The organism is Paraburkholderia dilworthii (assembly GCF_000472525.1).
GTDB lineage: Bacteria > Pseudomonadota > Gammaproteobacteria > Burkholderiales > Burkholderiaceae > Paraburkholderia > Paraburkholderia dilworthii.
In genome coordinates this window covers 25497-50547 of the sequence record NZ_AWZT01000037.1, presented here as the reverse complement: position 1 = coordinate 50547, position 25051 = coordinate 25497, and the positions used below count along the sequence as shown (strand labels likewise).

The following is a 25051-nucleotide window of genomic DNA, read 5'->3' as shown; positions in this document are numbered from 1 at the left end:
TCAGACACGTTCCAAAGCATCGTGAGATGCCCCTCGGAGCCAGCGTCGCCCGTCAGCCGTTCGCCTCAGGGCGCTAACTTCGCCACCCTGTCCGGTGTCTCAAGACTATCGCACAGTACCGGTTGTCCCGCGACCGCTGCCGTTGATGTCCGACCAGTCGCGCGGCTGCACCGCGGAACGGGCAGCACTATGTATACCGCGCAACCGGGGTGATGATTTCGCATCGGAAGGACGCGCTCGGAAAAACTAGCCGCGAGCCAGGCAGATTTGGCTGCAAAATAATTCACGTGGAGTCGCGGCGAGGAGGTGATGCAGGAAATCTCTACGGAATTTGAACAAGTGCCAAACCAGCGATGACAACAGTATTTGCCATCCGGTCATGCAGCGCTTGTCTACGCGGATTGAACGAAACCCATAGAAATCCCGCTCCACATGTAGCGAAGGTGAGCATGTAGCCCGCTGTGCGCAAGAAAGCTTGCCTGACCGTCATTGGCTGCCCGGTATCTGCATCCACGATTTGCAATCGCAAGGCGCGCTTACCGGGAGATGTGCCCCATACGGCCCAAAGAATGCCAGTCACGAGAATCGGGACGCACTGGCCAACCAGCAGCCAAAACACAACAGTCGAAGCAAAGGCGTCAGGCGCCAGCAGCAGGTCTTGAGTCGAAGGTCCGAGAGGCACGAAAAGCACGATGACGGTCCACCAAAGCGAATCAATGAACAACGCCCGAGCGCGCCGGGAATAGGTGGCGTAGCGCATGGTAATGTCGGATTGTCAGGGCGATTGCAGCATCAGTCAGTTGACCTTCTTCCAGCGTGTCATCTTAACCGGCGCAAGTGCCGCGAATGCAACGTCGTCGTCGCCGATACAATTGGTGCGTATGGTATTTGTAATATTATGACGGAGTTGTCAACACGAAAGCGTCTCCACCACCCTGTTCAATGCCCCATTCTGTTGAAATTTCTGCCGCCGTTATCTTTGCCCTTGCGCTCATTCATACGTTCGCCGTAGCACGCATTGAGAAGCTGTCGCACCGCTTCCCCCGGCATGCCGGCGTCTTCCACTTTCTCGCGGAGGTGGAGGTCGTCTTCGGATTCTGGGCGCTGATTCTGTGTCTTGTGATGTGGGCGCTCGTCGGGTCACACGCGACCATCGAGTACCTGGAGCATCGTGAGTTCACGGAGGCGCTGTTCGTCTTTGTCATTATGGTGGTCGCCGCGAGTCGACCCATTCTCGAACTGGTAACGACCATTGTGATGCGGCTCGCGCGGTTTCTGCCTGTTCGCACCGAGGTTGCTGTAATCTGGTTCTCCCTGTCCGCCGTTCCCCTTCTGGGCTCCGTCATCACAGAACCTGCGGCAATGACACTCGCCGCACTATTGCTGCGCGACACGCTGTTCTCCGCGCGAAGTTCGGAGCGGGTGAAGTATTTCGGCCTGGCGCTGCTCTTCGTGAATGTGTCCATCGGTGGGGTGATGACGGCGTACGCAGCACCGCCGGTGTTGATGGTCGCGAGTGCCTGGGGCTGGAGCACCGGATTTATGGCAGCGACCTTCGGATGGAAAGCAGCGCTTGCGGTTGTTTTCAATGCCACGGGTTTCGTCGCCCTGATTGCTAGAAGCTTGCCGACGACGCGAGGGAGCGAGAGCGGTACAACCCCATCGTCCCAACATGTTCCGATTGGCGTCACGCTAGTTCATCTCGCATTTCTCGCGCTGGTCATCATCAATTCGCATCACGCTGTCGTGTTCATCGGAGCGTTCCTCTTTTTCCTGGGCTACACGCACGCTTACGAACGCCACCAGTCGCCTCTCATGCTGCGCGAGAGCCTCCTGGTCGCGTTCTTCCTTGGTGGCCTGGTTGTGCTCGGCGGACTACAGCAATGGTGGCTTCAGCCGATTGTGCGTTCCATGGATGCGATGACACTGTATTTCGGCGCAACAGGTCTGACGGCGGTCATGGACAACGCTGCCATCACGTATCTCGGGTCGTTCATACCCGGCTTATCAGACAGCGCGAAGTACCTGCTCGTGGCAGGAGCGGTGACGGGCGGAGGGTTGACGGTGATTGCAAATGCTCCGAATCCGGCCGGCCTCGCGATACTTGGGAACCGGTTTTCAGGAGGCGCGGTGAGTCCGACGAAACTGCTCGGCGCCGCGCTAATACCAACCATAATCGCAGGCATCGCGTTTCTGGTTTTATAAGTAAGGTAGGTCGTGCATGATGACCTCCGGTGGCTCTTGACCACCGTGCCGCGAGTGCGTGGCGCATTGCAGTTTATCCAAGTGCCGGCGCGAATCCTTCGAGTCGCGCCGTCAAATGCAATGGCGCAATTCGCGAGGGCTCGCCATTGCCCGCAAAGTGTATTGCCTGATTTGGTCGATGCGTATTGGGTAAAACGCCTGATTTCAGCTCGCTTCTCCGCGCTTCTTGTCACTGGTCTTATCGGCACCTCTTAAGGTAACCGACGGATGCCCCACGCGCCCCAATCCCGCGCGCAGCCATCCCTGTCCAGTCGTCGTCTGCTCAGCTCGCGTGGTGGTTTTTCGTACCAAGGCTAATCCCGCGAAAATCCTAACATGCAAGCGCAATTGCGAACGGTAATCCAAGCGTACCGCGGCTGCGGCGCTCCGGGCGCTGGTCAAAGACGATTTCCAACCGCCTCCCCTCAAGGCGTTGCTCCCGTGTACGGCTGCTTTGGCGCACTGACCCACAGTAGCGTCAACGATAGCTATATGCCCAGTTTTCGAGCTATACCGTTTGCGAGTCAACAATGCCCGACTCCGACTTTACGGTATGAAGAGGACAAAATAATGAGCAATAGAACATATCTCTTGCAAAGCAGGCGCCTCATAGAATCTCGGCATTGTCCTTTTTCGTCAGGGACTTACGACGATGGATAATTTGCTCATACCGGTCACTCTTAATAGCTCGCAGAGGCGACCAATCCGGACAGTTCGGGCAGACAAACGAAAGAGTCGTATGTCTGCAGTTTCAACTTTAACCTTCCGAGACCTCTCGGAAAAGATGCAACAGAGTGTGGCGAATGGGGAAACCCCAGCTTCAGCGCTGCCCAACTTGAAATCCGCCCTTCGCGCCTTCCTCGTAAACTTCGGCGTTTCAGAAGAAAGCACTGTTGGTTCGTTGCTGCGCCGCTCGTACTACCGAAACCTGCGCCTCCACGTGGAGAAATTGCAAGCCGAGGGTCGCGACAAAAGTTATATAGCAAACCGCAAAAGCTTGATGGGCAAGTGGTGCTCACTCGTAACGCATCTCGACCGCATCGAGGCAGCCGCATCGAACCGCATGTCCCCGTTTCAGTCCGCGCTTAACGAGCTGCTCGCGCGAAGCAAAACGACCGTGGCGGGCTTGGCGCGAGCGGCAGGTATTTCCAAAGCTACCCTTGGAGGCTGGCTTAAAGGGGCATTGCCGAATCCCCGCGCGGTTCCTTCGTTGAAACGGCTTGAGCGATTCTTCGCCTTGGAGTCGAATACACTCCTGAACTTGGCATATGAGCGCCAGAATTTCAGACCGGTCGAGGCCGCGCCGGCCATGGTAATCCCATATCGGGAAAGATTGGCTAGGGCTTCGAAGGACACGTACCGCCTGAAGCAAGTCTCCGATTCCTTGGCACGGGAATGGTTGGACTTTGTTGTCCACAAAACGGAGAAGCTGCCAGAGCTTCGACGATATTCGCGCGGAGTTTGGGTCACGACGGACCTAGTCACGGAGGGGGAAACCGCCCGCAACTGGTACTGCTTCACGAAGGGCAAACACGTTCCCACGGCAAGGATAGTCTGGGTACATGTAACGTCTTTCCTGGGGTGGCTCAACCGCACACGTGAGCTAGGCGGAGCAGGGCTCAACAATGACGAGGTGCAGACGCTCGCGTGGTTCTCGAGCAAGCGGATGGTTCATCGCTACATGAATTGGCTGATTGAGCGCGCTGACGACAAAGTGCATGGTGGCGTGCTCGACTTTGCAAGCTTAATTGCGTCGCTCAACCACCCCCAGCACGGCTATCTCACCCAGATGCCCGAACTCCGGGAGGGGCTGCCGGAAGGTCACCGGCCGCAAGCTTGGAAGGACGCTTGCCATGAAGCCTACACTTGGGCCGCTGAGACGAAAAAAAATCTCTTGGTGGCTGGTGTCGAGCATTCGAGGGAGCCGATGGCCCCCATCAAGAAAGTGCTGGAGCTTGATGACCCACTTGAGGCTGTCGCGGACATGATTTCCCGGATGAAGAGTTCCCGACCAACCATTGGGGGTGCGCGTGAGGCCATTTGGGCGCGAGACCTGCTCCTCATCAAACTGATGGCATCGAATCCATTGCGTGCCAAAAACATGAAGTTGCTCACGTATCGCGCTGACAATACAGGCAACCTCTATCGTCGCCCAGATGGGAGCTGGTTCATCCGAATCGAAAAACGTGCATTCAAGAATGCCAAGGGCGCCGCAAAGAGCCGAGACTACGACATGCCCGTCAACCACGTGGTTTGGGGAGACATTGAGCGTTATCTGAATGTCTATCGCTCAATGTTGCCGGATGCCGACAAGGTGGATTACGTCTTCTTGTCGTCGTCAGATGAAAAACCTCAGGGAAATGTAGGCGCATGGCAATCCCTGAATCGACGAGTCTTCTACCTGACTCGTCGCTACTTGTGGGACTGTCCAGGTATCGGAACACACAGCTTTCGATACATCATTGGCACTGCCACGCTGAAGAAAGCTCCTGGGGCTTGGGATGCAGCTGCTGCCGTTCTCCACGATGAGGTCGACACGGTGAAGGCCCACTATGCTCATTTGCGCCCCTCCGATGGCGGTAACTTCGTACACACGTTGCTCGACTCCGCATTTGCGCGTATGTGAACAGCTGTGGCGTCGCCGACGTGCCATGAAGGCGCTCGAGTGCATCTTTTGATTAGGTCACGAATGTTGTGACCTCTTTCTCGACGCTCATCTAAAGGCAAAGACGGCGGGTAATCTGCACCACGCCCATTTCGTGCAGGTTACTAGCGAGAGCTTACAGGCTGACCGACTAGCATCAGAAAGCCAACGACAACTTACATTCCTTGGCTTTCTGGCCAGACTGAGCGGGTGTCACGAATGAATTCTCGAAGACTCAGTCAAGCTTGTCGCTCAGCCCCAACTCGCGGAGCGCAGCCTTTACTTCTTCAAGCTGCTGCGGTGTCACTCCAGATGCGGGTGCGACCTTCACATCCAGGCGTAGTGATAACCCGCCACTGGTGACGTACTTGGCCAGCACCTTCGTGTAGAAGTTCATCCACTTCTGCGCTGGGACGTCTCCCGTCCAGCTGAACCCATCAATTACCTGCGGCTCAGGTGCGACCGGCGACTCGGGTTGCTGCGAAGGTGGTACCGTGTCCTCGTCCTCCTCCTGTCCGGCAGAGGGCTGCACCGGCGACACCACTGGCGGCGTGGGGTCCGTGACGGACATTTCAAGGGCGTCACGGTAGGCACGAGCTGTCTCTTGAGTGACCAAGAATGTTTCGTCCGAGACTTCAATGTCCTCGACCGATACGGACCGCTCAAAGTGGAACGGCTGATACTTGTCGTTCGCCCCTTTGCCGACATAGGCAATTACGCCGCCTTGTACGCCTCGAACTATGGTCTCCTTGAGCGCATCCGGATTCAGTAGCCGAGGGAACACCGGGGATGCGTAGAACGCATCTCGAATGGCGCGGGTGCTCCACTCCTTGAAGGCGGGAGACCAGTTGCGGACCAAGAAGTTGGGGCTGATACCCGACTGAATCTCATCAGCTTGCTTGAGGTGATTCAGCAGGAACTGCACCAGGGTTTCCGCTGCGCTGCTATGGACCAAGCCCATGTCGAGCAGCTTGAGACCGTTGTCCTTGCCAAGGAGCAGCATGTTCTTGTAGGCCCGCCAAACCGACTCGCGCAGGTCACGCTGCGCCTTACGTATATTCTCTCCGAGCTGGCTTCGCTGTGTTTCGTCGATGTTGATAGTGGGGAGCTCTTCGTTGATTTCCTCCCAAGCCAGCAGGCGTTTGGCATCATCGTTGAGCTGCGTCCCCGACTGGGCAGCGACGAAGATAAGCGCACTTTTGAACGTCCGTCCGGTGTTTCCGACGTCGCGAATCAGGCTTTCAACAAAACTGCGAGTCGCCTTCTCATCGTCCAGCGTCCTCTCGGGGTTCACAACGACCAATGTGAGGACCGGTCGGTCAGAAACTTGGTTGCTCCGTTCCGGAAAGAAGACGCGCTCTACAGGGGCCTGTCCGCCGAAGACCCGCTGAACCTCAGTGCGCACACGCTCAGCAATGTCGTCAGCTTTGATGTTTGCCCTGCGGTCAGCGTATCGCTTGTTCAGGTTCTCCTTGAAGCTGAAGTGGTAGCGGTTTCGGTCAACGGTTAGGTAATAGCAGGAGTCGGCCAAGGATTCGAGTGCCGTTTCAATGTTCCCGATGTCCATGTCGGGCTCCGCAACGTCTAGCCGGACCTCTGGCACAGACGCATCAGACCTTGACATGCCTCCGTTGGACTCGAAGAAGATAGCCGTTGCAGCCTTGCGATGGATGCGCCATTTCTTGAACTCGTCCGAAGCTTCATTATCCAAACGAAGCGCGTGACTGTCCTTCTTGCCAACAATATCAGTGCCGACCGCAGCCTCCAGGCGATGCTCACCAAGCTGCTCGAAGAGGGCAGCCCGGAATTGTGAATCGTCGAGGGGGGCTGTGCCCAACCCAATCAGTGCGTCTCGGTGTGCCCCTTTGAAGCCAGCTTGGTAGGCCTTGGCGACCCAAAGCGCCAAGAGCCGGAGAACGCCCCGCGTCTGCTGGAAGCGCGGCAGTGCCTGCCACTTGCGCTCGAACACCGAGAGGACAGTCGGGTGGAACGGGTAGGTCGCAGCGAACGCCTCCCTCGACGCATCGGAAGGGAACCAATCCGGCACCTGGTGCTTGTGGTCGCGCACCCAGTCGCCGAACTCGTTGCAGGTAGCGTGTGCATCGCGGTTGAGGAGCACCCGTCCGTCAGGACTAAGTTGAGCTTCGTCCCACTCGAACAGACGCCTGCGAATAATTTCGGAGGTCTCCGAGTCAGCAGACATCATGACTGCCTTGCCAACCCGGTCTAGGAGCTTTTTGAGGCGGTCATAGTCGGAGAAATCCTCAGCCGTCATTTCCAACTCAGAGGCTGGAATGGAGACTGCAAGGACCGCGTCGTCGCGGCCGCGCATCTCTTCGGACAGGTTGTGCAGAAAGTTGTACAGCTGTGCTGCAAGCCCGCTCTTGCGGCAACGGCTGACGAAATTCATCAGCTCGTCCATCACGATGAGAACAGGCTCGCCCTTTGGAAGGAAACGTCGGATGACATCACCGCCAGGGGCGATACCTTGGTCTTCGTGTTCCTTCAAGACAGCCAACGCCTCAGCTCCGCCGAGTTGATAAGCCAGCTCGCCCCACGGGGTCTTTCGCAAGGGCGTGCCATCGTCGCCGCCGCGACCACTGAGGGGGTCAAACTCGGTGCCGACAAAAACCGCAACACGGGCCTTCGGGACGGACTTGATGCCTGCGGCCTCTGTAAGCCGGCGAACCCCCTGCCACTCATTTGCCGCAGCTCCGCTGATGGCTAGGTGATAGAGCAGAAGTAGAGAGTGCGTCTTACCACCACCGAACTGCGTGGTCATATTGAAGACGGCTGATGTCTCCGTCTTGATGCCCGAGAGCCGCCTTAAGACTTCGGAAGCCAGCCCGGTTAAGCCCTTGGTAAGGAATGTCCGTTCGAAGAATCGGGCAGGGTTCTGATAGACCTCCGGTGCACGCCTGTCGCGCACCTGGTCCAGGTGCACGGCAAACTCCGATGCGTCCAGGGGGCGGTCTTCCCTCAGGTCCTCCCTAGGAGTCACCACCTTATACCAAGGCTTAATTGCCATCTCGCTTTCCTCGATTCTTTTCAGTGCTTTTAGGTTCTGCAGGCGTCACCCCCTCGTCGAGGTCGCCGCTGCTCCCTACGTGGCATCGCGCGCCACGGTGGTCATCGTCCTTAGCGCCGATGCAGTGGTGTCAAGACATCAGAAGCCAAGGCCCTTCTTTCGAGCCAACAGGCCGTCGACCCATCGTTTTTCATCGACATTGGATGGATAGAGCGCGGAGAGGGCTTGCGCCAAGCTCCAAAATCCCTGGTCACGCCCAACACCTTCTCCAACCAAGAAACGCTTAAGCGCCTCACTTCGCCCCGTGGAAAACAGCAGCAGAGCTTGATGGACTCGGTCCAGTACAGACTTGCCTGGTTGAATGCCGAGGCCTTCGACGGCTGCGTCGTCAGACTCGTCTACACCAAGGATGGAAAAAAGGCTCAGCTGCTCAGTCGACTTCGGCCGCTTACCTGGGACGAGCGCGTCACTTTTGCCGAACAAGTAGGCTGCGCGTTCCGAAACTGGCAGCAATCGAGCGCTGTCCCCATGTGTTTCGACCACTGAATTGATGTCTGTCAGATTGATTCCTAGACCTTGAGCAATCTTACGGGCTGCGTCGAAGTCAAGCACAAAGCCCTTGGGCGAGGCCTTCGCGGTCGGGGTGCCTTCGTCGTCCTCCGCATCTTCATCCACATCGGCCTCAGCGCCATCGTCATCGCCGGATGTGGACATCGTCCAGAGCCACATCGCAGTAAGACGCGCGTCCTCCTCAAAACGGCCGGAATCGGCTCCGGAGAAAATCATGCTCAACGCTTCCTTGGAAACGGCAGCCCAGACTGCCTCTAGGTACTCGCGCAGCTCTACTACGTCGCCGTTGGCCTTCTCGACCCGATGGAATCGCGAGAACACTTCCAGCGCCGGCCCAAGGCAGGCAAAGATTGCGTCTGCGCCCACGATACCTTCCTGAGCGAGTCGCGGCATCCATTCGTGAATTCGAGCGGGTAGCTCTACCTGTACATCACGCCAATCGCCAATGGACTGCTCGACAAGGCTCCCGTCCAGGGCCTCACGCGGCCTGCAGACGATATGCACCGAAGACTGCAGAGAGGCCGTGTTCTGCGCTCGCGTTCGGTTTTCCATCTCGGTCTCGATGGGCCAAGAGGCGGTTACCACCCAGCCAGCCTCAATGATGGCGCCCAGGACTGCCTCCCAGCCCGCCGTGGTGCTCTCAGCATAGACAACAACGCCAATACCGGATGGCATTACCTCGCGACGTGCGACTTCCAGTGCCTTGGTCATGCCTTTGCGGAAGAACGAGTCATCCTTTGCACCGCCCTCGGCCGTCTTTTGCGCATTGGTGACGATAAGTTCCTCCGTCTTCTCAGTGAGCTCCGGCACGAACAGCTCGGGATGAATGCCCTTAAGCGCTCGCTTCAGCCACACAAAGAAGAAGTCAGAAAGGTCCGCGTACGGGATGGCTGCGAAGTAGGGAGGGTCGCACACAAGTGCGGCAGCAGAGTCGTCTGGGAGTGCCTGAGACGTGGCCGAGACGCGCATCGCATGCCCGCCGTGGTCAATGCTTGAACAGGCCTGAATAAACTTGACGACCCACCCGAGCGCACCATCCCAGTCGGACGTGCCGCCCGAGAATGGATTAGCCTCAGCAAAATCCCAAACAACTGCGAGGGCCTGTTTGGAGAAGGCTCCCTTAATAGTCAAGCGGGAAGCGTCCCATCGAGACATCGTTGTGTTTTGGGAGACGCTGCGGCTAACGGCGAAAGCCAGTAGTGTGGCGACCGCAGCCTTCATTTCCTCTGGAACGCTCTTGTCCTGCTCGACCACTTCGGTGACAAGGCGGAACAGCGTCAGGATAGACACAGCCTGCCGGTCGTTGTAGAGGTCGCCGAAAGTGGCACAGCCAACGCGGGTCACGGCGCTGAGGCCCCGGGTGTTCTTGTATGGGCGAATCGGATTGATGGGTTCCGAGGGAAATGCGCCTGGTTGCTCAGTCTCGAGCTTCTCCTTCACCTTTGTCGCTGCTTCATACGCAGCGAAGTCCGACTGGTCAGCAAGTCGAAAGAATCGTCCACGCACACCCTCACAGTAGACGGCATACATGCGAGCGGTCTTTGCTCCGCCATGTGCGGAGGTCAGTTGCGCCCGGACAGATTTTGCTGAGGTGGTGAAGCCGCAAACAGGGCAAGTTGCGGCCCCGCCCTTTACTGTGCCGGCTGCCGCAGTGATGGTCTCGCCTGTCTTAGGAAGTCGGAAGCCAACAGTCCGGCTTGCCTTGTCAGGAACGACCTCCATTCCGACCGAGGAGCCCTTGCGCTTCGACAATTGTACGGAGCGAAGCAACGGCACTTCTGCTCCACAATTTGGCCCTTCGCAGTGGACTGTTCTTGCCCACAGATAGGCGACTGTCACCTCCCCGTCCGCAGTCGTGGGATAGAGAGAAATCAAGGCCTGTGCGGCACGGCTCTTGACCTCTGCGCCCAGGCGCAGGATTTCGGCTGCCAGCGACTGTCCGAATCGGGGAACATACTCCTGAGCCGCTTTGTTTAGCAGCACTGCAATTGGATTTAAATCCCCGGCAAAAGCGTCAGCTCCGACACGCAACGCTTCGAGAGGAATTGCCCCTCCGCCCGCGAACGGGTCAATGACCAAAGGGCTGCTACCCAGAGCACCACCTAGGGCTACGTGAGCGCCCTGAGTCAGACGTGTGGACATACCGACAAAGGCTGGGTCATTCGCATTGTCCCAATTCGCGAAGTCAGCCAAGAAGTCAAGCAACACCTGCCGCTGGACTTCCGGTGCTGATGCTCGCTCCGGGTTTTGCCGAATGTCGAGCAGCGACTTATAGCTGTCTTGAGATGCCTTTCCAAGGTTGTCTTGTGCCCAAGCTGCAAGTTCAGTCGTCACCAGCTCCCTGAATGCCGCAGGGCACAGGGGGTCCACTGGGTCTGGCCACAACGATGCACAGATGACCGCCCGGCAGGATGCGAGAGGCCTACGTGCGAACCACACATGCAAGGTTGAAATGTGGCCGTGTCGAATCGACTTCTCGCGACGTGCATGGGCAGAAATTCGACGGATTGGGAGGTCAACCTCGATGAGTCGCTTTGGAAATGCTTGCATGCTGGCTCTAATTTTAGTTCGCTGCTTGAATGACGGAATTGGGCTTGACATGGTACTGCTCGATACGCACCACCGGTTCCCAGTCCATCTGTACGGCAGGGTCACGGACGACCTTAATGTCAGGAGTCGTCGCACAGTTGAAAACGACGTAGAGCCAGTAGTCATGGCGGAGCCGCTGGGCCGTTCTGTACTCGTTCGAGGAGAGCGCAACCTCGCCAACACCGGCGCGGCCCTTCACCTCTATGAAGCGGACCTCGAGAGCACTCGCTGGGTCCTCGGGATGCGGGCGGCGAGAGATGAGGTCGAAGCCGCGATTCTCGCTCTCGACGCTGACCACCTCCCAACCACGCGCGCGCTCCATCGCGATGACCGCCACGACAGCGATGCGCTCAATCTCGTCGTCGCGCACAAAGGGTGCCATGCCTGGTGTAGTTCTGTCCGGGTGAGGCAGCAGCCAGCCCACACCGAGGCGCCGGATGTCGCTGATGGTACAGTGTCGCTCCTGGGCCAGTTCAACACGTCGGCGCTCAAGCCGGCCATTGAGCTCTTCGAGCTTGTCTTCCGTCAGCTTGATGTTGGCTGCGACAGGGGAGTCAGTGTCACCGGCAGACTGTTGGCCATGTAGCTCCGCCATCCGGAGGTTCTGTCGGTGAATCAGCTCGTTTAGGCTGATTTCCATGTGCTTGGAAATGGTCTCAATTTCCTTGATGCGCTGCCCCTTGATTTCCTCAAGGAACGGCTGAAGCGCTTCGACGACCAAGTAGGCTTCTGCCGCCTGTTCGTCCACAACGGAAAGGTCTGGCGCGAGAGTGCCCTTCGGCGCAGCCACCACATCTAGCAGGAACGTCGGCTGCTTGAGTTGCATCGTCCCATCAAGGTTCTGCAGGACGATGAAGAGACGTCTGTGAAGCTCGTTGCCACGCCCGTCCCGAATCGCGGAGGAGAACACACTGAACCTCGCCGGCACGGCCCGATTCATATCCAGGAAGATGGCTCCGCGCGCAAGGTCGTCCCGGACGTGCTCCTGCAAGTCATTGCGAACCACCTCGAAGAGCGGATGCCCAGGCGTTACCCAGTCTGCCGTCGGGTCCTTCTTGAGCTTTTCCTTGTCGAAAACGACCTGCTTGTACTCGTGCCCAAGTCGCCCAAAGCGAGGCTCAAGGCGTTCGCCAATGGGCCAGAGGTGGCGGGGGACCCGGCCAATACGGAAAGTGCTGCGGTCGCGGCTTGGTTCGCTGACCGTCATACCAGTGACTGGCGCGGCCTGCAGGAAGAAGTCTTGGATGACCTCTGGCACCAAGCGGCGCTCACGGGCCTCCGCAGACTTGCCCAAGATGGCGGAAAGGTTGAGTTCCCGCTTGGCTAGGCCTTCTAGGGTAGAGGCCGTGATGCCCTTGAACCGGTCGGTGTCGACCTCTTCAACGATTCGCTGCTTGATGAGGTCTTCGGTCATGTTGTTGTGCGCGTACATGTCGCGCAGCATCCGCTCGAGCTGGTTGGCAGGGAATACGTCGCCCAAGACGTTGAACACTTTCCCCGTCTGACCGGGGTCGATGTCGAGTTCAATCTGCTTCAAACGTTCGAACAGCTTCTGCATCACGCGGCCCTCACGGGTGTTCGTCGTGACGAAGTTGAAAATCAGGCAGTCCTTCTCCTGTCCGTAACGATGAATGCGCCCCATCCGTTGTTCGCACCGGACCGGCGACCACGGTACGTCGTAGTTAATCATCAGCCAGCAGAACTGCAAGTTGATGCCTTCGCCGGCGGCTTCAGTTGCAACCAGCACCTGACAGGACTCGCGAAACTCGCGCTCAGCGTAGATGCGCGTGCCCGGGGTGTCTCTGTCCCCAATCTTCATGCCCCCATGAATCTGAGTGACGGTCAACCCCCACTCGCGCAGCTTACCGAGCGGACGACCATCGCGGCCATCGCCAACCAAGAAGTCTAGGGTGTCCTTGTGCTCAGTAAAGATGAGCAGCTTCATCGTGGGGTCGTCAAACACCCCCTTCTCGGTCAGCAGCGTCTTCAGGCTGCGAACCTTGACCTCCTGCTCCGTCGACTCCAGCCTTTTGGCTTGGCCAATCAGAGCGGACAGGCCTGCGATTTCCTCGCGGAGGTGCTCCGGATTGAACGAGGTTACCGTCGCCTCTAGGTCCGAGAGCATGTCCTGCTGCTCATCGTCAGGCAGTTCGTCGAAGTCGTCTGGAAGGCGGCGCGCAATCTGCTCCTGCCGATACTTTTCAGGGTTCTCAAGAATTCTCTCGCGCTTCTCCTTCATGCGCTCCAGGCTGCGCCTGACGGCGTAAGTGCTGGAGGCAAAGCGTCTCTGAAGCATCGCCATCGTGAAGCTGACCGCACGACCACGAGCACTGTCATCTCGCGCAGCGCGGATGGATTGGTTCTCAACGTAGCGGGTCAGCTGGTCGTACAGCTCATACTCTTCCAAACCTATTGCAAATTCGCTTGTCTTTACGATACGACGAGTGAAGAGTGCTTTCACCTGCCCTGTTTCCGGGTCAGGGAAAGTCACCAACGCTTCCTTGACCCGTCGCAGGTAGAACGGCGCCTCTTGCTGCGCCATAGCCTCGTTAAGACTACGAACGTCTCCGTAGACGTCCTTGTCGAGCAGCGACAGGAACCGACAGAAGTTCTCGGCGTCCCCCTTATGCGGCGTTGCCGTCATCAGGAGAAAGTGGTCGGTCATTTGCGACAGGTGCTCACCCAGCTGGTAGGCAAGCGTCTTCTTGTCGGAGCTGTAGGCCGACATCTTGTGGGCCTCGTCAACGATGATGAGGTCCCAATGGCTGCGCAGCAGGGATTCGCGGGCATCTTCGATGCGGGAGACCCAAGAAACCGAAGTGATGACTTGGTTCTTGTCTTGCCAAGGGTTGCTGCCGTAATTGGCTCGCAGCACGTCACTGCGAACTACCTCAAACTGCTCGCGGAACTTGTCCTTGAGTTCCCGCTGCCACTGGAAGGACAGGTTTGCTGGCGTCACGATGAGCGTGCGCTTGACCAGGCCGCGAATCTTCAGCTCCTTGATGAGGAGCCCTGCCATGATGGTCTTGCCTGCGCCGGGGTCGTCTGCCAGCAGGAAGCGGATGCGCGGAAGCTTCAAGAAGTAGTCGTAGACGGCTTCCAGCTGATGCGGCAGTGGGTCCACCCTAGCAATGGACAGTGAGAAGTAGGGGTCGTACTCGTAGGCCAGGCCCAAGCGCATCGCCTCGACACCGAGGCGAAACCGCAGGGGGTCACCGTCGTACGGCTCCTTCTCGGGACTGGCCTGGAGCGACTCCATCTGCTCTTCGGTCAGGATGGGGTCGTACATTCTTTCGGTGCGCAGCCCCTTGCCAAACATCCTGACTGACGAACCAATCCCCTGGACCAGCACGACCTGGATTGGCTCGGGAAAGAGCGGTCCTGACACCACGACGCCGGCCTTGAGTTCTTCCTTCTTCACTGTGCCCCCTGCTTTCCGTTCGCGACTGCGGCCGGGTTTGACTCAGATGCGGTCAAGCGCAGCCCTTGTTGTTCACAGTGCTGCAGAATAAGAAACTCAAGCATGTTCGACAGGGTGCGGTGCTGCTGCGCCGCGGCCAGCCGAAGGAGCTCCTTGACGTCATGCGACATGCGCAAGTTGATTGCCGTAGTCTTGCGCTCGCTCATGTGGCGCCTCTTCGGTACGATGTCTTTACAGGGTGCAGACTATATCGAACATCGGAGCACAAGTAAATTCGAGCACAGGGCGTTGATAGCCCACGGGTGTTCTTGGTGAAAGTGGCAGCCGCTCGGGCGATTGCTGACCATTTACGTCAACGAATTCGCTTATGTTCTTTGAATGCTCACACAAGGGCCACGTATTCGCCAGAATCGGAAGTATTTAGGTAGGGTGTTCGAAAATCGGCAAACTCACCGAAAGGCCGGAACATGCAGACCCTGAATCCGCCTGGCGACTTTTTCAGGGCATTAGTCGACGAACATACCATCGTTCTTCTCGGACCTGGCCTCAAAATCTCCCTCGATGAGGCGGGTTGCTCGAACCGACCGCTCCTGGGCTCGGTCTCGATGCCGTAGAAGGACATCCGCCGACAGCAAACTTGGTGGATTGTGCTCTACTACGGCCTCGTACGCAGCAGATTAACCACTTCACTCAGTCCGCCGTCGCCGACTTCTCCAGATTAAGCGAACTAACTTCGCAAGGCCGGCTCTTAAAAAAAAACAGGCACGCCCGAATTTACGGCTCCCTGATGAAGCTCTCCGCAGGACTTCACAATTATTCACTTCGGGACGTCCGCCCGCCATTCGCTACGAATAACGTAAATCCTTGTACCGTCCTTGCTGAAATGGTACGCGGACACTCTGCTACACAGGGGTGTTTCCCCATCTTTCAGTTTTTCCAATGCACGAATCAGGCTAGCCTTGAAGTTGCGCGTGTGTGACTCGTAGCCGGAGAGTGCGTAAAGCTGATTAACCCACACCCATTTTGCAGCGGAGTGACTTGCGTAGAAGCTTGCCAACCAGCCTGTCAACCCGTCGTAGCGTACGACCTCCCTGGCGACGGCCGTCCACGCACCGGGCCCGAATAACTCTGCCACTGAAACGGTCACCCTGAGCAGGAGCATATCACTGCCTTTAAAGTCCCCACCGGCCTCACCGTCTTCGAATGTCACTGACAACAACTTCGGTATCTCGATATTCATACGCTGACACCGAAGACGCATCTGGGCAAAACTCAGTCGCAGCAGGCTCGCCCGGATAGCCTTGTGCGCCTTCACACTGTATGCGTTGCCCATACGACACGCGAACTCATAGAACGAGGTGCGGACATGCCGAGGACACTCGTCTGGGCAAAGCGGCCTCTCCCGGTAGTAGTCCAGGCAGGTGGCGTAGACCTGCCTGTCAAACTGGCAAAGCTCGTAGCCGCTAAAGGTCAAGGTCAGGTTCTGGAACGAGGCAACCTCTTTTCCAGCAACCAGGAGAGTTTGGTCGCCCGAAAGCACCTTGTCGTTTTCGGACTGAATATTTCGGCCTGAGCCAAACAACGCAGTCCGCAGGAATGCATCCGGAAGCGCCTGTGCCATGTCCGACCAGTTGGGCAGATACACATCTGCGCCTCGACGTGCGGCCTGCCTACAGCGCGCCCGTCGAACCTCCTCGACGGTTGCGTTCGGGGGCAAGACAGCAATGGCCGGCTCGGCTGACGCTTCCTCGGCCTTGCGCTCCAAGCCGCCAGCAATCCGGTTGATGCATTCTGCAGCATCCCGTACAGCCGATTGGTGGTCAGGCGCGGCGTCAATGGCTGCCTCGGTTGCACGCGCGGCCAGCGCACGCAGCTCGGCGGCCCTGTTCCGACTTATGTTCGGTGCTATCCGCTCAGCCATAGTGCTGCCGCCTGGTCAAAGAAAACAGCCCGTTACAGCACACGGCATCATGGGAGCTCGAAAGGACCGGGTTGGCGCTGCCAGCGAACAGATTCTGGTGAGGGTGACGGGAGAACGGCGCGGCGCGGGGAATTCTGGTGGGGTCGCGACGTGATGATTGTCGTCTTGCCATGGTGTGTACAAACTGATTGAGACAGTCTGTATACGTCCAGATGAACAACATGAATTCGCAGAAAGCGGCCTTTCGTGCGCGATTGCGCGAAAACACCGGCTAAAGGAAGGACGATAAATTTTTTGTTATCGCGCGTGGGTCGACTTGTACTCCACATCGCATTGACTTGTACCCTGCATCGCGCACGCATGTACCCGACATCGCGCCTACTTGTACCCCACATCGCGCGAAGGTCACCGTCTCTCAAAAAGAGACCGAGCGCCAGTGATTTATTGGTTCTCGGTCGGCGCGCTTAGTATGTATAGACTCTGTAGCATGGATAGCCGCGCCCGCATGCCCGGGGGCCGGTGAACAACCCACCGGGCCCGGATTGCCTCACGCGACGTGCGACGATGAATGATTTCTGGGCGTCACTTGCGTGAGGCGTCCCGGACGTTGGTCGCGAACGAAACCGGCGAGCCGTTGTTTCAACGACGTGCTGATGGAGAGGAGCCGGCAACCGCCGGCCCTGGTTGCCATAATACTTTACAGATGAGCTCGGCGCGCCACCGTCATTGAAGGCTTGCGCACTCACAACGGTATATAGAGCTCGACGGAACTGACGCACCCCTCTCGTGAGGCGATGGGCAGCCAGGGAGGGCGGTCTGGCGCTTGAGGTCTCGCGCCGCGCCCTCCGCTTCCGACGTCGCATGCGCTCAACGGTGGTGTCGAACCGTCCACTCAGAAACGTCACCCGCTTGCTTCTCCATAGTCGGTTCAAGTAAACCTCAGATGGTCCGTCGCCTGCTTATCATCAATACGCCATTCGTGATAATTAACAGCTCGCGTGCTTTTTCTCGCGCAGGCGCGATGTTCGACAACGGAATCAGCGCCTGGCAGCCGAACCGATTTTGATTCGACGCTACGAAAATTGACTATTCCGCTGAGTAAGCGCCCTGCGCGCCTTCAATGACGATTCGCTGAATATCGCTGGCCTTCCAGGCAACGCACCGGGGGCCTAGTGACACCGGCTGCGGAAAGCGGCCGCTCTTCACCCCTGCGTACCAGGTTGCACGGGAAACCGGAATGCGCGCCAGCACTTCAGGCAAGCGCAATAGTAAGTCATGCTGAGTTTGCATGTATCAATCTCCAAAAAACGCCCTTGAGATATGTCCTTTAATCGACGAATCGGTCGTGGCGTTACTGGTTCAATTTTTTATCTAAGCTGCCGGACGGGCTTGCCGGCAGCTGTCATTCAAGGCGAACGGGCGACGTACTACCTGCCCTCGCGTGGTCCGATAAGCCGCCGGGGTTCAGCGGCCACGTCCGGCTCGACACCGTCGCGCAGGCGGTCCAGATAGTCAGCCCATTGCTGCATCATCTTTTTCCGGTCGTCCAGAAACCTTGTCCGGTTATAGGCGCCCCCCAGTACATCGGGAACACGGTGAGCCAGCTGGTGCTCAATCACCTCGGGTGCGAAACGCAGCCCTTCATGCAGGATGGTGCGGGCCATGGCGCGAAATCCATGTCCGGTATGCTCCTCCCGGGTACTGATTCCGGCACGCCGCAATGCATTGTTCACGGTTCCGTTCGACATCGACTGCGTCCTGCCGTCTCGCCCAGGAAAAACGAACTCCCTTCGCCCAGTCAAAGGTTGCAACTCGCGAAGGATGGCGACTGCCTGCGCCGGAAGCGGGACAATATGAAGCGGACCGTTTTTGCTCGCCACATAACGCCACTCGGCTGCGTCCAGATGTACCTCGTCCCACCGCATCGTCCGCAGCTCCCCCGGCCGGCAGAACAGATAGGGAGCAAGCTTCAGCGCGCATTTAACCGGGAAGGTGGCGCTGACCGCATCCATCCTGCGCAGCAGTGGACCCACGCCTTCTGGGTCCGTGATGGCGGCGAAGTGGCCCGGTTTTGCGGGCGACAACGCTCCTTTCAGGTGGACAGCGGGATTCTCCTTCGCCTTGCCTGACGCCACCGCATAGCTGAAAACAGCGGAGCAATTCTGCAGCGCCCGATGGGCCGTATCACGCGCACCTCGGGCTTCAATTCGCCGCAGGCATTCCAGGATGTCCGGCGCCGTGATGTCCGTTACCGCCTTCTTGCCCAGCCATGGAAGGAGGTCGTTTTCCAGTCGCGCCTTGACTTTTACGCGGTGGGACTCGGCCCTGTCGGACATCATCCGCTCCAACCAGTCGTTCGCAACCGCTTCGAACGTGCTGGCGGTCTCGATTTGCTCCTCGACCTTGAGCCGCTTTCTGTTGGCGCTGGGGTCATCGCCCCGCTTCAGCATCAGGCGGGCCCCATCTCGTGCATCTCGTGCGGCCCTCAGTCCGACGCTCGACTCCGACGCTCCATACGCCCCCAGAGCCAGCCGTTTCTCCCTTCCCAGGAAGCGATACTTCCAGCGCCAGAGCTTCGAGCCATTCGGAAACACTTCGAGATACAGGCCGCCGGTATCATGCAGGCGATAGCTCCTGTCACGCGGCTTCGCGTTTTTGATTGCGACGTCCGTGAGCGGACTGTGAGCCCGACGCTCAATCGCAACCTGGTGCTGAATAGGAATAAGCGCCGCCACATCGGGCTGGCTAATAACAATGTCATGCAGATTTTGCATGTGACCATCTCCAAAACGCCCCTACCTGGAGATATGTCCTCAATCCACACATTGAGCGTGGAAATACTGCCTCAATAGTTTCCTCAGAGCTGCTGGAGCAGGGCTTGCCAGCAGCTGTCGTGCATCGACGACGGACGAAGTATCGCGCGCACTTAATCCCGTCGTCAAGCGCTTTTTTGAGCATTAATTGCGTGCGCGTTCTAGTTTTCGCGCAGTTTGTCCAAATAGTCCGCCCATTCCTGCATCATTTTTCTCCGCGCATCCAAAAACTTGGTCCGGTTGTATGCCGTGCCCAGCGGGTCCGGGACACTGTGCGCGAGCTGGTGTTCGATGATTTCTGGCCGGATGCCGAGCCGCTCGTGCAGGATGGTCCGTGCGGTCGCCCTGAACCCGTGCCCCGTCTGCTCGTCACGCGTGCTGATGCCGGCGCGCTTCAACGCCACATTCACCGTGTTGCTCGACATGGGCTGCTTCTTGTCGTGCCTGCCCGGAAAGACATAGTCCCATCGGCCTGTCATGGGTTGCAGTTCACGCAGGATGGCGACGGCCTGCGTCGCGAGCGGGACAAGATGGGGCGTCTGGGTCTTGCCGACGATGTAGCGCCATTCTGCTTCGTCGAGATGGACTTCGTCCCAGCGCATCGTCCGTAACTCGATTGGCCGACAAAACAGATAGGGCGCCAGCCTGAGTGCACACTGGACGGGAAAGGTCGCATTCACTGCATCCATCCTGCGTAACAGCGAGCCGATTTTCTCGGGTTCGGTGACGGCCGCAAAGTGGCCGGGCCTCGCCGGCGGCAGGGCGCCTCTGAGATGGTCAGCGGGATTACTGTGGGCCTTGCCGGTAATCACCGCGTACCGGAAAACTGCGGAGCAGTTCTGCAGCGCGCGATGCGCCGTGTCACGGGCACCGCGCTGCTCAATTCGTCGCAGGCATGCAAGTATCTCGGGGGCCGTGATGTCAGCCACGGGCCGCCTGCCGAGCCAGGGAAAGAGGTCGTTCTCGAGTCGCGCAATGACCTTGTCCTTGTGAGACCTGGCCTTGTCGGCCATCATGCGCCCAAACCACTCGCGCGCGACCGCTTCGAAGTTGTTGGCGGCATTCGCCAGCCTGGCCGCCCTGGCTGCCTTCCGGTGTTCGCTCGGGTCGGTGTCGTCGGCCAGGAGTTTGCGCGCCTCGTCGCGCCTGGACCGCGCATCCTTCAGGCTGACGTCCGGGTACCGCCCGAACGACAGCCGCTTCTCCTTGCCGTCGAAGCGGTACTTCAGCCGCCAGAGCTTCGACCCGCTCGGAGTAAGCTCGAGATACAGGCCGCCGCCATCCCACATGCGCTGGGTTTTGCCAGTGGGTCTGGCGTTCCGGATGGCGACGTCGGTAAGGGCCATTTGGGGGCATCCTTGGCCGGGGGCAGAGGCCTATGCCCCATATGCTGCCCCGGCTTTCGCCAGAATGCCACTGGATGTCGCTGGACGACGTTGGACGTAAAAAAGGCCGGAAGCCTTATGGGATAAGGGGTTTCCGGCCTACACTATACTTATTCAGACTTGAATTTGGTGGAGAGGAGGAGGATCGAACTCCCGACCTTCGCATTGCGAACGCGACGCTCTCCCAGCTGAGCTACCCCCCCAACGTGCGGACAATTCTAGCACAAGCATTTTCCGTTTTGCCACGCCGCAAAGCGCGGCAAAACATCACTTCGGCGGCGCCCCAGCAAGCACCCAATCGACCACCGCATGAATATCGGCATCGCTCATCGATTGATGGGCGGGCATCGGAATCATGCCCCACACGCCAGAGCCGCCGTCCTTCACCTTGCGCACCAACTTCGCGGGCGCTTGTACGTCGCCCTTATATCTGGCGGCGATCTGCTGGAACGACGGACCGACCAGCTTGCGATCCACCGCATGACATCCCATGCAAGCGTTCGCGCTGGCAATTCTCTGACCGCGTGGCGCATCGGCTGCATGTGCCGCCGATCCAACCAACCCCGTCGACGCAGCAAGTATCAAAGCGATAACACCACCGGCAACCGCATCTTTCATTGCGGCGCCTTCGGATTGCCAGGATGCACCGCGTTCGAATTCGTCACAGGCGCCGGCGACTGCTGTTCAAGCGGCCGCGCGCTCACCGACGAATCCGGAATCGCGCCCACCGTCGCCGCGCCCGCATCGGGCTGCGACGCTGCAGCCGGTGCAGTAGCCGCAGCAGCGGCCGCTGCCGCGGCTTCCTGCGGCTGAATGTACTGAAACACCTTCACAACCTGGGTCACACCGGGCACCCGACTCGCAACGTCCGCGCCGCGATTGCCTTCGTCCATCGTGACGAGGCCCATCAGATACACAGAACCGCGCTCGGCGACGACCTTGAAATCGTTCGCCGAAATATCCTTCTCGGCGATCAGCGCAGTCTTCACGCGTGTCTCGAGATACGTGTCATTCGTGCGCGACGAAAACGAGCTCGCCGGCATGATCGCCAGTTCGTTCACGATCGTATTCACGTTGTTCAGGCCGCGCACGATCGTCTCCGCGCGCTGCTTCGACGCGTCCCCGGCCACTTCGCCCGTCAGCAGTACACGGCGGTTGAACACCGTCACGTTGACGTGCGCCGAGTCCGGCAGATTCTGGCTGATCTGCGCGAGCGCCTTCACCTGAATCTCGCGGTCTTCCGTCTGCGCGCCGAGCGTACGCCGGTCGGTCGCCATCAACGCGCCGCCGCCCGCCGCGCCCGCAACGGCGAGAAAGCAACCCTGCAACGTCGCGGATAACCCCGCCGCAAACCCAACCACCAGCACGGTTCTCACCAGTGTCTTCTTGACGCGGAATACGCTCATCAACTAGCTCTCCTTCGAATCGGTCTCAGTCTTCGCCCAGCAACATGGCATCGATGCCGTCGCATAGACAATGGATGGTCAGCAAATGCACTTCCTGAATACGCGCGGTGCGATCCGACGGCACGCACACGTGGATGTCGGTATCGCTCAACACTTCCTGCATGCGTCCGCCGCCCTTTCCGCTCAGCGCGACGACGATCATTTCGCGCTCATGCGCAGCCTCGATCGCAACAACCACATTCGCGGAATTACCCGACGTACTGATCGCGAGCAGCACGTCGCCTGGCTGACCCAATGCCCACACCTGTTTGGAATAGATCTGCTCGAACGAATAGTCGTTGGCGAGGGCGGTAAGCACCGACGTGTCGGTACTCAGCGCTACGGCCGGCAAGCCAGGCCGCTCGCGTTCGAAGCGGCCGATCAGTTCGGCAGCGAAATGCTGCGCATCCGCAGCCGAGCCGCCGTTACCGCAAGCAAGAATCCGGTTGCCGTTGGCAAGCGCGGCAAACATCGTGTCGATTGCTGCGGCAATCGGCATCGACAAGGTTTCCAAAGCTTCGAGTTTGACTGCCGCGCTATCGCGGAAGTGTTGTTGAATGCGTTCGACTGACATCGAGTCTCTATCTTCTACCGCGAATGGGCCGCAACGTGCGGCCGTGTTGTGAAGTCGTATTAGCGAAGTCGTGCTGCGAGCCATGCCGCTGCACTGAAGTTTCAGCGCTACGAGGCGCGTGCGCTTCAACACCTCGCAAAACGCGCTGTGCGGCGCGCTGTAGTATCACCCGTTCGCCCCGTAGCTCGCACGCGAGCGCAAGTTTATCGCACTAACACGCGTTCTCCGCGCGTCGCGTCATACTTCGTCGGCGCGGAAAGCATCGCGTAACCAGACGAGCCGCCCGGCTTCGAACGCGATCACGTCGAAGCGGCAAGCGGGCTGCTCGCGCGAATGCGAACGCTGAGTCGCGAGATAGTGCTGCGCGGCGCGCACGATTCGTTGCCGCTTCTGCCACCCGATGCTCGCCGCCGCGCCGCCATATTTGCGTTGCGCGCGCGCACGCACTTCGACGAATACGAGCACGCCATCGCGCTCCTTCATCACGAGGTCGATCTCACCGCCGCGGCACGACACATTACGCGCGACGAACCGCAGGCGCTGACGTTGCAAAAACTCCTGTGCACGCGCCTCGAAAGCCGCGCCGACGAGTTTGGACCCCGCCCGCCCGGAAAAGTTGTCCGGTATGGCGGCGCTCGAGTTCGACGCGGTGCGAACTGCGCTCGCTTTCCGCGCGCCGGCCGGAACGCGCGGCACTGCGTGGCACAATGACGGCCTCATTCCGTCCGTTTGCGTTTTCTGTCTCATGACTCCTCTCTCCGAACTCGCGCAAGGACAGCAGTACCCCGCCGCCGCGCTATATGTGGTGGCCACGCCGATCGGCAACGTCGCCGACATCACGGTGCGTGCGCTCCATGTGCTAGGACTCGTCGATCGCATCGCCGCCGAAGACACGCGCAACACCGGTCAGTTGCTCGCACGCTATGGCATCTCGAAGCCGCTTATCGCCGTTCATCAGCACAACGAGCGAGTTGCCGCGCAACGCATCGTCGAGCATCTGCAAGCGGGCGAGCGCGTGGCCTATGTGTCCGACGCAGGTACGCCCGGCATCTCCGATCCGGGCGCCAAGCTCGTCGATGCCGCTCGCGAAGCGGGCCTTGCCGTGATTCCGCTGCCCGGCCCGAGTGCGCTTGCAACCGCGCTGAGCGCGGCGGGCGATTGGGTCGCGACATTCTCGTTCCTCGGCTTCCTTCCGCCGAAACCCAAAGCCCGCGCCGCCACGCTGCAAACGCTAGCAAAGCATCCGCACGCGATGGTCTTCTACGAAGCGCCGCACCGCATTGTGGAAACAGTGCAGGCGTTAGCCGATGCGTGGGGCGGCGAGCGCAAATTGTTGATCGCGCGAGAACTCACGAAGTTACACGAAGCCTTGCATTGCGGCACCCTGGCCGAAGGGCCAGCGTGGCTCGCCGCCGATCCGAACCGGCAACGCGGTGAATTTGTACTCGTGGTGGAAGGCGCGCAGCAGGAAACGACCGGCGAACACGATCACGATGCGTTACTGGAAATTCTGCTGGAAGAATTGACCGTGAGCAGCGCAGCCAAGGTGGCGGCGACGATCACCGGCGCGTCGCGCAACGCGCTGTACACGCGCGCGCTGGCGCTCAAGAAAGAAGACGACTGAAAGAAGCGGCAACGCCATACGCGCAGCCGCGTAAAACGAAAAGGGCCGCCCATGCATGAGCGGCCCTTCTGTTTTCTGTAGACAGGCGTGTCGATTCGCCATGCCGAACGGCGCAGCGCGCGCCGTCCGTGTATTACTTCTGCGCGGTGGAGCCCGAGTTGGACGCCAGCATTTCGTTACGTGCCTCGCGCGCTTCTTCCTGCGTCAAACCTTCGATCTTCACGCGCGCGGTGCCCGCGTGGCGCATATCGAGCACATTCGCAGCAGCCATCGACAAATCGATCACACGGCCGCGCGCATACGGGCCGCGGTCGTTGATTCGAACGACGACGGAGCGCGAAGTGGCGGGGTTCGTCACTCGGACATACGAGCCGAGCGGCAGCGTTCGATGCGCCGCGGTCAGCGCGTGCATGTCGTAACGCTCGCCATTGGCGGTGCGGCGGCCATGAAAGCCCCGGCCGTACCACGAGGCGCGGCCGGTCTGATGAAAGTCCGACACGTCGGCGCCGTCATCGGAAAGCGGCTTCGCATCGGCCAGCGACGGCCCTTGAGCGGCAACTTCCGAGGCCGGCGCGCTGCCATAGGCTTGCGGTCCGAAGGACGCTGCTTGCGCATTCTTCGTGCGGAGCGGCACAGCGTTTGCGATGCTGTTGTCGACGCCCGGCGGCGTGGCGCAACCGGCCAGCACAAAAAAGGCGAAAAGAGTCCCCAGACTGCGGGATAACCGAGTTTTCATAAGACGTGCAATCAAATTGTCGAGCCGCATCACGCGTAGTTGAGCGTGTTGCCTGCG

The 25051-nt window shown here is 59.1% G+C and carries 17 protein-coding genes, 1 tRNA gene and 1 pseudogene; 3 read left to right on the top strand and 16 right to left on the bottom strand.

Features of this window, described 5'->3' with window-relative positions:
* Positions 1–322: 322 nt before the first annotated feature.
* Complete coding sequence (locus tag F759_RS0125915; protein ID WP_027802425.1) at positions 323–760, bottom strand: RDD family protein; 438 nt, start codon at positions 758–760, stop codon at positions 323–325.
* Between the two features lie 182 nt (positions 761–942).
* On the opposite strand from F759_RS0125915, the gene F759_RS0125910 reads away from it, so the two are divergent.
* Entirely contained in the window at positions 943–2205 is a 1263-nt protein-coding gene (locus F759_RS0125910) for a putative Na+/H+ antiporter (protein ID WP_027802424.1), read from the top strand.
* 778 nt (positions 2206–2983) lie between these two features.
* On the top strand, positions 2984–4870 hold the full coding sequence (locus F759_RS41300) for a hypothetical protein (protein ID WP_051377457.1): 1887 nt from the start codon (positions 2984–2986) through the stop codon (positions 4868–4870).
* Between the two features lie 253 nt (positions 4871–5123).
* On the opposite strand, the gene F759_RS0125900 is transcribed toward F759_RS41300, so the two are convergent.
* The 14 genes and pseudogenes from F759_RS0125900 to F759_RS0125840 form a co-directional block, all read right to left on the bottom strand.
* The gene (locus F759_RS0125900; RefSeq protein WP_027802422.1) at positions 5124–7916 is read right to left on the bottom strand and encodes an ATP-binding protein; all 2793 of its coding nucleotides are present in this window, start codon (positions 7914–7916) and stop codon (positions 5124–5126) included.
* Between the two features lie 138 nt (positions 7917–8054).
* Complete coding sequence (locus F759_RS0125895) at positions 8055–10820, bottom strand: DUF1156 domain-containing protein (protein WP_244438913.1); 2766 nt, start codon at positions 10818–10820, stop codon at positions 8055–8057.
* A 42-nt stretch (positions 10821–10862) separates the two neighbouring features.
* Positions 10863–11036 (bottom strand): annotated as a pseudogene (locus F759_RS45215) (DUF1156 domain-containing protein); the annotation flags it as partial.
* A gap of 13 nt (positions 11037–11049) precedes the next feature.
* Positions 11050–14496 (bottom strand): protein NO VEIN domain-containing protein, encoded by a 3447-nt coding sequence (locus tag F759_RS0125890; protein WP_027802420.1) that lies wholly within the window; start codon positions 14494–14496, stop codon positions 11050–11052.
* Positions 14493–14702 carry a ribbon-helix-helix domain-containing protein gene (locus F759_RS0125885; RefSeq protein WP_027802419.1) on the bottom strand — a complete coding sequence of 70 codons (210 nt, stop codon included), beginning with the start codon at positions 14700–14702 and terminating at the stop codon, positions 14493–14495. Before F759_RS0125885 ends, F759_RS0125890 begins: the two co-directional genes overlap by 4 nt.
* Positions 14703–15313: 611 nt before the next feature.
* A complete protein-coding gene (locus F759_RS0125880) occupies positions 15314–16417 on the bottom strand; it encodes a hypothetical protein (RefSeq protein WP_084534350.1) in 1104 nt (367 codons plus the stop codon).
* Positions 16418–17503: 1086 nt separating this feature from the next.
* A complete protein-coding gene (locus F759_RS41295; protein WP_027802417.1) occupies positions 17504–17707 on the bottom strand; it encodes a helix-turn-helix transcriptional regulator in 204 nt (67 codons plus the stop codon).
* A gap of 137 nt (positions 17708–17844) precedes the next feature.
* A complete protein-coding gene (locus F759_RS38575) occupies positions 17845–19191 on the bottom strand; it encodes a tyrosine-type recombinase/integrase (protein ID WP_084534349.1) in 1347 nt (448 codons plus the stop codon).
* Between the two features lie 200 nt (positions 19192–19391).
* The gene (locus tag F759_RS0125865) at positions 19392–20576 is read right to left on the bottom strand and encodes a tyrosine-type recombinase/integrase (protein WP_027802416.1); all 1185 of its coding nucleotides are present in this window, start codon (positions 20574–20576) and stop codon (positions 19392–19394) included.
* A 166-nt stretch (positions 20577–20742) separates the two neighbouring features.
* A tRNA-Ala gene (locus tag F759_RS0125860) sits at positions 20743–20818 on the bottom strand.
* 64 nt (positions 20819–20882) lie between these two features.
* The gene (locus tag F759_RS0125855; RefSeq protein ID WP_027802415.1) at positions 20883–21233 is read right to left on the bottom strand and encodes a c-type cytochrome; all 351 of its coding nucleotides are present in this window, start codon (positions 21231–21233) and stop codon (positions 20883–20885) included.
* The gene (locus F759_RS0125850) at positions 21230–22021 is read right to left on the bottom strand and encodes a BON domain-containing protein (protein WP_027802414.1); all 792 of its coding nucleotides are present in this window, start codon (positions 22019–22021) and stop codon (positions 21230–21232) included. Before F759_RS0125850 ends, F759_RS0125855 begins: the two co-directional genes overlap by 4 nt.
* Positions 22022–22046: 25 nt before the next feature.
* Positions 22047–22634 (bottom strand): phosphoheptose isomerase, encoded by a 588-nt coding sequence (locus tag F759_RS0125845; RefSeq protein WP_027802413.1) that lies wholly within the window; start codon positions 22632–22634, stop codon positions 22047–22049.
* A gap of 237 nt (positions 22635–22871) precedes the next feature.
* Positions 22872–23342 carry a YraN family protein gene (locus F759_RS0125840; RefSeq protein WP_407668554.1) on the bottom strand — a complete coding sequence of 157 codons (471 nt, stop codon included), beginning with the start codon at positions 23340–23342 and terminating at the stop codon, positions 22872–22874.
* Positions 23343–23379: 37 nt separating this feature from the next.
* On the opposite strand from F759_RS0125840, the gene rsmI reads away from it, so the two are divergent.
* On the top strand, positions 23380–24258 hold the full coding sequence (gene rsmI, locus F759_RS0125835; protein WP_027802411.1) for a 16S rRNA (cytidine(1402)-2'-O)-methyltransferase: 879 nt from the start codon (positions 23380–23382) through the stop codon (positions 24256–24258).
* Between the two features lie 133 nt (positions 24259–24391).
* Here the strand turns inward: rsmI and F759_RS0125830 are convergent, their stop codons facing one another.
* Positions 24392–24994: a septal ring lytic transglycosylase RlpA family protein gene (locus F759_RS0125830; protein ID WP_407668553.1), complete on the bottom strand. Its 603-nt coding sequence runs from the start codon at positions 24992–24994 to the stop codon at positions 24392–24394.
* Positions 24995–25051: the final 57 nt, after the last annotated feature.